Source organism: Peribacillus frigoritolerans, from assembly GCF_030676415.1.
GTDB classification, from domain to species: Bacteria; Bacillota; Bacilli; order Bacillales; family DSM-1321; genus Peribacillus; species Peribacillus frigoritolerans_A.
On record NZ_JAUUTW010000065.1, the window covers coordinates 1 to 9588 of the forward strand.

At 37.5% G+C, this 9588-nt stretch carries 7 protein-coding genes and 2 pseudogenes; 3 read left to right on the forward strand and 6 right to left on the reverse strand.

The genetic code is table 11. The annotated features are described in order from the left end of the window. Positions 1 to 572, forward strand: a 572-nt coding sequence (locus Q8G36_RS28230; protein WP_305163108.1) for a tyrosine-type recombinase/integrase, incomplete at its 5' end; no start/stop codon positions are given. 274 nt (positions 573 to 846) lie between these two features. Here Q8G36_RS28230 and Q8G36_RS28235 read toward each other — a convergent pair. The 6 genes and pseudogenes from Q8G36_RS28235 to Q8G36_RS28260 all read right to left on the reverse strand — a co-directional run bounded on the left by Q8G36_RS28235 (position 847) and on the right by Q8G36_RS28260 (position 6616). Beyond that, entirely contained in the window at positions 847 to 1044 is a 198-nt protein-coding gene (locus tag Q8G36_RS28235) for a hypothetical protein (protein ID WP_305163107.1), read from the reverse strand. Positions 1045 to 1166: 122 nt separating this feature from the next. Beyond that, positions 1167 to 1337, reverse strand: a pseudogene (locus Q8G36_RS28240) (manganese catalase family protein); the annotation flags it as partial. Positions 1338 to 1545: 208 nt separating this feature from the next. After that, positions 1546 to 3069, reverse strand: coding sequence for a CoA-acylating methylmalonate-semialdehyde dehydrogenase (locus tag Q8G36_RS28245; protein WP_305163109.1), 1524 nt, complete (start codon positions 3067 to 3069; stop codon positions 1546 to 1548). 28 nt (positions 3070 to 3097) lie between these two features. After that, positions 3098 to 4003: an NAD(P)-dependent oxidoreductase gene (locus Q8G36_RS28250; RefSeq protein ID WP_305163106.1), complete on the reverse strand. Its 906-nt coding sequence runs from the start codon at positions 4001 to 4003 to the stop codon at positions 3098 to 3100. Between the two features lie 26 nt (positions 4004 to 4029). After that, positions 4030 to 5385 (reverse strand): GntP family permease, encoded by a 1356-nt coding sequence (locus tag Q8G36_RS28255; protein ID WP_305163105.1) that lies wholly within the window; start codon positions 5383 to 5385, stop codon positions 4030 to 4032. 31 nt (positions 5386 to 5416) lie between these two features. Then, a complete protein-coding gene (locus tag Q8G36_RS28260; RefSeq protein WP_305163104.1) occupies positions 5417 to 6616 on the reverse strand; it encodes an iron-containing alcohol dehydrogenase in 1200 nt (399 codons plus the stop codon). Between the two features lie 267 nt (positions 6617 to 6883). Here Q8G36_RS28260 and Q8G36_RS28265 point away from each other — a divergent pair, with 267 nt between their 5' ends. Beyond that, positions 6884 to 8806, forward strand: a complete 1923-nt coding sequence (locus Q8G36_RS28265; RefSeq protein WP_305163103.1) for a sigma 54-interacting transcriptional regulator — start codon at positions 6884 to 6886, stop codon at positions 8804 to 8806. Between the two features lie 114 nt (positions 8807 to 8920). Beyond that, a pseudogene (locus Q8G36_RS28270) lies at positions 8921 to 9456 on the forward strand (IS4 family transposase); the annotation flags it as partial. Positions 9457 to 9588: the final 132 nt, after the last annotated feature.

Genomic DNA, 9588 nt, shown 5'->3' on the forward strand with positions numbered 1-9588 from the left:
TCCTCAACATCGATCGTAAAGCAAAGGAAAAGAAAGAAGATCCGCCAAAAGCCCTGAACATGCTTGAGCAAGCTGCTCTCCTAAAAGAAATCGAGGCCTCTGGGCATTTCAGGAATATTGCTATTGTCTACACAATGATTCATACGGGTATCCGGGTGTCTGAACTTTGTGATTTGAACCATAGTGACATTCAAAAAGAGGGAGAAAGGCAATATATCCTCATCCGGGATTCAAAAGGTGATATAGACAGAAAGATTCCACTTTCCATGACTGCTAGTGAAAAGATCAAGGCATACAAGGAATTTTTAAATATGGAAACGGAAGCCATCTTCATATCCAGTGTGAATCAGCGCATCACGCCAAGGTCCGTGCAATATATGCTGAATAAATATAATGCGACTCCCCATAAGCTGCGGAATACGTTTTGCCAAAAATTAATCGATATGGGGATAGACCTTCAAACCGTTTCAAAATTGATGGGACATAAAGATTTGAACATGACCAAACGTTATATAGGAGAAGGAAAAGAAGAATTGGAATCAGCCATTGAAAATACTTTTGATAATTTATAAGGGAGGAAAACTTCTTGTATATCGGGAAGTATTCCCAATCCTTTTCATTATAATTTCCATGGCACGGGGGATTTCTTGCTGCTGAATTTTTAAAATAGCCTTTCTCTTATAAAGTGTAGCTTGTAAAGGACAGATTAAAAAGACTAGGAAGTTTTAAGGCGATGATCTCTTTTGGTGGTGAATGCCCCTTTTAGCTACAGAAAAAGCCCATAAAATGAGTGCTTTTTTCTTAATTGGAAGAACTCGGTGTACAATTTTTCATTGATGGCTTTTACTAGATTCCCAATCTTTGCGTTGGCCACACCAACATATTTTGCGGAGAAACGGACCAGGCGTTTGAACGCGACTTATTCCCCTTTGGTAAAATCCTTCTTTGTTCGGCTAGTAACATTTCAATGGTGTTTTTAAATTCCTTTATGCTGCTAAACTTGCTGTAGTCTTTGAAATTTTTGATTCTGCCTGCTATTAACATGGTATTTCCTCCTTAGAGGACAATAAAAAAGACACTGCACCCGAAAAAGATTAAGGGAAACACTGTCTTTTTTTATTGTGTATAAATTGAAAGAAACAATTTAAGATGTGTTGCCTTCTTTTTTATATGTTCAAATCACTCAAGCAGGGGCTATGTTCATTTGGCATATCCGGCATTTCAGGGACCGGGAATCCTTTTGGCGGCTCAGTAACAGCAAGGTTACCGCCATTTCGGCTCGGTGTCCCCCCTTGGAAAATTTCGCTGATTTGAGTTTGATCCACCCTGAAATTGAATTATCTTTAATAATTAGAAAAAAGGTAAAATAATTCTATTAAAAACAGTTGACGAAGGCTAAACACCCGTTTTTCCTTAATTCAAGCACAAAAACGCTTGGAATCATAAAATCATCCAAGCGTTTTGCGCTTATTTCAATATATTTCATTTGTTAATTACATTTCCCTATGAAAATTCGACTTATCTCAACGTAATGAAATTATTTAGTTATTGATTACTTGGAAAAGAAAATTCCGCTTTATTTTCGTTGTCTTTGGATTCAGGCCATCTTTCTGAAACCGTTTTGGTTTTTGTGAAAAAGCGAACGGTGTCTGGACCAAACATGTGGCCTTCCCCGAATTTTGAACGCTTCCACCCTCCAAAGTTGTAGTATCCGACTGGTATCGGAATCGGTACGTTCACACCGACCATTCCCACTTCAATTTGTTCTGAGAACTTTCTTGCAGCAGGTCCATTTTCTGTAAAAATCGTAACACCATTACCATATTCGTGATTATTAATTAATTCAATTGCTTCGTTTAAGCTATTCACGCGTACCACAATACGTGCCGGTCCGAACACCTCATCACGATAAATTTTCATATCAGGAGTAACATGATCTAAAATCGTTGGTCCTAAATAAAAACCTTTTTCCGTTTCACATATTTTAGGATTCCGGCCATCCACATATAATTGTGCGCCTTCTTCAAGACTTTCATTAATGTACTTGATAACAGTATCCTTTGATTCTTGTGTAATTACAGCTCCGAAGTCTGCATTCTTGTCATTATATGCCCCTACTTTTAATTCTAGTACACGAGTTTTTAATTTTGCTACAAATGCATCAGCTGTTGCTTTACCAACCGGGACAGCTGCTGAAATCGCCATACAGCGTTGGGATGCAGAACCAAATGCTGCACCTAGGAAGGCAGTAACAACTTGATCTAAATCAGCATCCGGCATAATAATCATATGATTCTTTCCTCCACCAAAAGAAGCTACTCTCTTATTATTACGGCTTCCTTCGTGATAAACATATTCAGCTACCCTAGTAGATCCTACAAAAGATATAGCACATACTTTTGGATTTTTAAGTAATGCATCAACTGCCTCTTTGTCACCGTTAATGATACTCCAAATCCCATCTGGTAGGCCCGCTTTTTTCCATAGCTCCGAGATAAATAAAGCTGAATTCGGAACACGTTCAGAGGGTTTTAAAATTACTGCATTTCCACAAACAACTGCCATAGAAGTCATTGCAAGCGGTACCATTACTGGAAAATTGAATGGAGAAATCGCTGCAACTACACCTAGAGGCTGTTTCATTGAAAAAGAGTTGATATTTCCACCAACATTGACAGAGTATTCACCTTTTAACATATGTGGAGCATTTATCGCCAAATCAACCGATTCAATTCCTCTACTAATTTCACCTTTTGCATCAGAAATTGTTTTGCCGCTTTCAAGACCTATTATATTTGCTAGTCGTTCTGTTTCCTCTATTAGAAGGCTTCTAAAGCGATGAATAACTTCCACTCTTTTTGCTACAGACGTATTTTTCCAAGCTGTAAAAGCCGAATGTGCCACTTCAATTGTTTCATTTACTTCCTCTACAGAAGCATATGGACAAAAAGCCGTTACTTCACCCGTTGAAGGATTATATACCTTTCCAAAGCGTTCACTTCTGCCAGGTTTCATTTCTCCACCAATAAAATGAGTTAATGTTTTCGTATTAAATTCACTTTTAATCATAGTCATATTATTTATTCCTCCTAATTTATTAATATTTTTTTGGTATTGCTTTTTCAGCTAGCTTCTTAGTCATTAAGTAAACAGCAGACATATCATTCTCTCCATAACCTTCATTCGCTGCCTGCGTATACCAATCTACCAAGTGGTCTCCAATTGGCAGTTTAATTTCACATTCCTCAGCCATTTGCTTAGCTATTTTTAAATCTTTTAACAACAGATTTGTTGTAAAGCCAGGTTCAAAGTTATTTTCGGCGATATACTCCTTATAATTTCTTTCATATATTCTGCTTTGGCCATAACTTACATTTAGGATTTCAAACATACGCTCGTGATCTAAGCCCATATTTTCACCAAGAGTTAGCGCTTCCCCAACTGCTTGGGTATAGAAGCCGATCATCAAATTATTGATTAACTTAATCACAGTGCCACTATCTGGATTTTCTCCAACATGAAACAGATTTTTTCCTAGAATATTTAGCAGTGGCTGTACTTCTTCAAAGTATACTTTAGGTCCGCCAACCATAAATGTTAGGGTTGCATTAACGGCACCAATAACACCGCCACTTACTGGAGAACCTAAGTATCTTAAGTTATTTTTCTGGCAAGCAGTAAAAACTTTACGGTTTAATTCTGGTGTTACTGTACTTGTATCAATAATCATTAAATTATCAGCACCATACTTAATAATACCTTCTTCGAAAAATGTCTTTTCAACAATAGCTGGTGAAGGCAAACTAATAAAAATCACATCTGCATGTTGGAGTACTTCTTTAATACTTTGACATACATGTCCACCATTTTCTTGAAATTTGACAATGGCTGTTGGATTAATGTCAAAACCGTATACTATATATTCGTGACTAATCAAATTCTCTGCCATAGGTAAACCCATATTTCCTAATCCGATAAACCCTATCCTATGTTTTAAACTCATCTCTCTATCTCTCCTTCAGGTATCATCTAGTAAAAAAACATATATAAGATAACTGCTAAAGCTAAAGCTGCTGTAGGTACGACCACACTGAGAACAAATACTGGCTTATATGCTCGTTGATGTGTCTCTTTACATACCGCTCTGATAGTAGTAACGACGTATCCGTTATGTGGTAAAGAATCTAGTCCACCGGAAGCAATGGATGAAATTCGATGCATAGCTCCTGGATCTAAACCTTGTGCTTGATAAATAGGTGCAAGTATAGGTAAGGCGATTCCTAAACCGCCAGAGGCTGATCCCGTAATAGCGGCTATAGTCGTAACAGCCATAGCAAGACCCGCATATTCTAGCCCAGGCATATTAGTAAGCGTATCCACAATAGCAGTAAATGCTGGTACTTTTGCTGCAACTGCACCAAATCCTACCACAGCACATGTATTAGCAATGGCATTAAGTGCATTTTCTGCCCCTATAGTAAGAGCTTTCCAATGAGTGCCAATAGCATTTTTATACATAAGCGCCCATCCCACAACAATTCCCGCAAATAAAGCAACCAAAACCGCTTGATCCGTCGGGATATACTTGGCAACAATATTTAAGACTGCTACTACAGAGATCAAAGGAATGATCGAAATAATTATATTAGGCAAGCCCTTTTCAGATACTCCTTGATTCGGGTCATCCTCTGTTTCCAGCCGTGTTGCAGCAACCTCATTCGATGCACTTTCAGCAATGTGGTCCATAGAAAAAGTTTCTCCTCTATCTACAGCTTTTTGAACCATCCTTCCTAAGAGAATTCCACCTCCAATCATAATTAATAGAGCAATAACCACACCCACCCAACCTCCAGCAGTTGGAGTCGTACCAAAATGTTCAGTAGGAATTAAATTTTGTATTTCTGGTGACCCTGGCGATGTCATAGTGAAAGAGATGGATCCAAAGACAAGTGCACCAGGTATAAAACGATGAGGTAAATTAGCACTTTTAAACAAAGAAACTGCAATAGGATAAACGGAAAAGGCAACGATGAATACGCTTACACCACCATACGTCATAAGCGCACATGCGGTTACAACAGCAAATACTGCACGCTTAGCTCCGAATCTACGCTGAACCCAATCTGCAATTGAATTTGCAGATTTTGTATCTTCCATGACTTTCCCAAAAATTGCCCCTAGTAAAAATGTTAAAAACCAGGAAGCAAAGAAACCAGTGAAGCCCCCCATGTAGTCTGTTGTTAACGCTTCCATTAGATTAAGCTTGCCTGTGATACTTACAACTACAGAACACAACACAGCTGCAATAATGATGTTTATCCCTTTAATGGTCATATACATGAGTAGTCCAAGACCTACTATTAAACCTAAAAAACTAATTGCCATATTAACCAATCCCCCCTTTCCAAATTCAATATTATTTTTTGAGTAGTTTCATAGTTGAATAGTCATTAGTAAAGGAGACCCGATATAGATCAATAATTTCCTCTTTGCTAGGCACTCGGGGGTGATTTCCTGGACTTCCGCTTGCTAATGCGTCAGTTGCCATTTTCTCTAAAGATTGTTCAAAATCTTCTTCATTAATTCCCCATGCTTTAAGATTAGGAATATTTAAATCAACACATAGTTTTTTAATGAATAATACGGTTTCTTTTGCCACGACCACATCACTTTGCTGCTCCATGCCCTCCATAATTGTCCGACCTACTTGAGCTAGTTTTTCAACGCAGCTGCTTTCACTAAATTCCAACACAGTTGATAGAAGCATTGCATTCGAAATCCCATGTGGTACTTTATACAAGGCACCAATTGGCCGAGACATCCCATGAACAAGGCATACGGATGAATTAGAAAAAGCAATGCCTGCTTGCATTGAAGCTAAAGCCATCTGTGTTCTTGCTTCTAAATCATTTCCATCTTCATAAACACGTTGAATGTTATCTATAATTAATTTGATAGATGATAAAGCTAGTGTATTAGTTAAAGGATGAGACTTACGTGAGATATAAGCTTCTAAAGCGTGACAAAATGCATCAATCCCTGTGGCAACTGTTAACATTTTTGGTGATGAAAGCGTTAGACTTGGGTCAACAATAGCTACCTGTGGCATTATTTTAGGTTGTTTAATCATCATTTTTAAATCTTTAATTGTATCAGTCACAACTAAGGCATCAGTCACCTCAGATCCTGTTCCAGCTGTTGTTGGAATAGCTATTACTGAAACGGGATCATTTATAATCTCATTTTCCACACCCATATATTCAATTAAAGCGCTTTCGTTTCTAGCCAATAGAGCTACCGCCTTAGCAGCATCAATGCAACTTCCTCCGCCTAGACCAACAATTAAATCACATTCCTTCTCTTTAAAAAGAGTTAAAGCCTCTTCAACATGAGTATCTTTTGTTTCTGAGTCCACTCCCAAATATGTAATCGAGTGAACACCCTCACCTTGAAGATATCTAATAACTCTAGCTACATAACCTAAATCCTTCATAGGCTTGTCACTGATTAACAATGCTTTGGAACCTAAATCACTTGCCACTTTGCCTAGTTTAGAAAGGCTTCGATTTCCATAATATACAATATTAGGCGTACGTAATTCTCCGCTGAAATTCATACTGCACCCCCTGATAAAAAATTGACTTTCAGTTATAAACTAATGCAAGAGTTGTGCCAACTCGTTATTAAGCCAAATTTCCTGTAAGTGCCCATCGTTTCTTAAATATCCGTTTTCGAAAAGCAACACTCGATCGATAATTATGTAGATAAACAAGAACAACTTCGTTGACAAATGACAACAATTTCCTTTAGTATTATTTTGAATATTAATATTATTCAAAATTCATTTTCGATTTAAAATTATATATAAGATAGGTGATTCTTGATGGATGTTTTAAATAATAAAAGCGTCTCCTATAATATTTTGGACGGAATCGTGGAAGATTGGATGGAAGAAGAGTCTTATTTATTACAAATTCACGACTCTATTTATAAAGCTGCTAATATCATGTCGAAATACGAAAAAGATAACATTGCAGTGGTGAACGAAGATTGTATAGTAAAGGGGATTGTTACTTTCTCAATAATAATGAGAGCATTTTTGAATGGCATACCTTTAGAACAGGAAATTCAAAATATCATGATTAAGAAGTTCCCTGCTTGCTATGCTGATGATCCTATAAACGAACTTTCCTTTCAGTTTGGAACGCGTATTCCAGTATTAGATAGAAATGGACGTCTTATTGGTCGTTTCCCTTCAACGAGAAGGTTGCTAAACCAATTCTTTGTATTGAGCGAAAAAGTACAATCATTAGATCAAATAGTAAAAATGTACGATCTTTGTTTTGATACTGCCTATGAAGGTATAACTGTAGTAGACCAAAATGGCGTAATCCAACTTTTTAATAATTCCTACAGCCGTTTCGTACAAAAGAGGAAGGAAGAAGTTATAGGTAAACATTGTACTGAAGTAATTGACAATACCCGGTTGCCAGTTGTTCTTGAAACTGGAATTCCTGAACGTAATAATGCGGTTATTTTGCAGGGGCAAGAAATGATTGCTAGCGTAATTCCGATATGGAGAAATGGTAAAGTAATTGGTGCAATAGGAATGCTTGTTTTCGAAGGAGTTTCAGAGCTCTCCAAAGTCTTTGATAGGATGCAGACCCTTAAGGATAAATCGAGTCATAAACAGGTTACACTTGAATATCCCAAGAAAGATGAAGAAACGATTACATTTGATAAAATCATCGGTGAAAGTAGCTCTATAGGTGAAGTTAAAAAAATAGCCCGTCGAGCAGCAAAGACAATGGCTACGATTTTAATTATCGGTGAAAGCGGTGTTGGAAAAGAGTTGTTTACCAAAGCTATTCATAATTTAAGTCCAGTAAAAAATGGTCCATTAATATCCATTAACTGTGCGGCTATTCCTGATGAGTTGCTTGAATCTGAGCTTTTTGGGTACAACCATGGGGCTTTTACAGGAGCAAGCAAGGGAGGAAAACCAGGGAAATTTGAATTGGCTCATAACGGAACGCTTTTTTTGGATGAAATTGGAGACATGTCCCTTCACCTACAAGCCAAACTGCTCCGCATCTTGCAGGAACAAAAATTTGAAAGGATTGGGGGCATTAATGAAATTCATGTGAACGTACGCATTATTGCCGCAACGAACCAGCCATTAGAGCAGTTGGTTGAAAAGGGAACCTTTCGAAAAGATTTATTCTATCGTCTAAACATCATTCGTTTGCACATCCCTCCCCTCAAAAATAGAAAAACAGATATTCCTATTTTAGTATCGAAATTATTAGAAGATTCTTACAATAAATACCAAATCCCCCCCGTTAAATTAAGTCGAGAAGTCTTGGAAAGCTTCATTCAATATGATTGGCCTGGAAATGTTCGGGAAATGGCAAACCTTTTAGAAAGCTTAGTTGTACTTTCAGATCAAGCACGAATTCAACTAGAAGATCTGCCACCACATCTTACAGACTATCTTATGAGGACTAAAAATAAATATAGTAAATATCCTAGTGAAAAAACAGGCCAGATCTCAACTCATACTATTAATCCTCTTATAACTACTGATCTAGAATTAGATCAGCAATTAGGTTCTCCTTACCAAGGAAATAGTTCAACAACCTCTAATTTGCTGGTTAATGAAAAAGTGGCGAACGAAGAACGTGAACGTGAACTTATTTTAAACATCTTACAGAAAGTAGACGGAAACAAATCGAAGGCAGCTAAAATTCTCGGCATCCACCGATCTACTTTATATAAAAAAATGGTCAAACATCACCTAAGCTAAACTTGATAGGGGTAGCGTCATATGCCCATCAAGCTAAGTTAAAACGATACCTTCAAAAATGAAAAAACGCTATGCTTATCGTAAGAAGTTTACGAGAAAGGATGGTGTTTTTTTATGAATCCTATCAGCTCTAGTGAACTAACGCTTTTCGCACAAGAATTACAACGCTTTTTATCTCCAATAGTCCTACAAGAAATCGCCAAACAAGTTGGTTTTGTACAGCGATCTAGTAAGTATCAAGCAGATGAAATCATCGCTCTTTGCGTTTGGCTCAGCCTAGAAGTCGCTCGTACATCACTTTCCAACTATGTAGTCGTTTAGAGGCTTCGACGGGTGTACTAATGAGAGAAGTGGGACTCAATCAGCGCTTTAATCCTGCAGCTGTCGCATTCCTTCGAGAAATCTTTACTTCACTCCTAACACAAAAACTCTGTTTAAATCAATCGCTTTCTTCACACATGATTTCTGCTTTCGAACGTATTCGGGTTTTAGATGCGACTGTGTTTTTAGCTACCTGATTCCTTCGCTATCAAGGCTCTGGAGGGAGTAGTAATACTGCAGGGGTGAAAATCCAATTGGAATACGATTTATTAAGTGGTCAATTTTTAAACGTACAGCTAGGACCAGGAAAGAAAAAATATGGACGGATCAAAGGATTCCTGGTCTCAATTAGGGAAAGATTATTTCCGGCAAACCCATATTAATGTCGATGGCTTACGGATGCGTGAAGCGTTAACTGGTGAAAAAGATGTATTAGTACAATTTTTTGATGGTGAAATTGT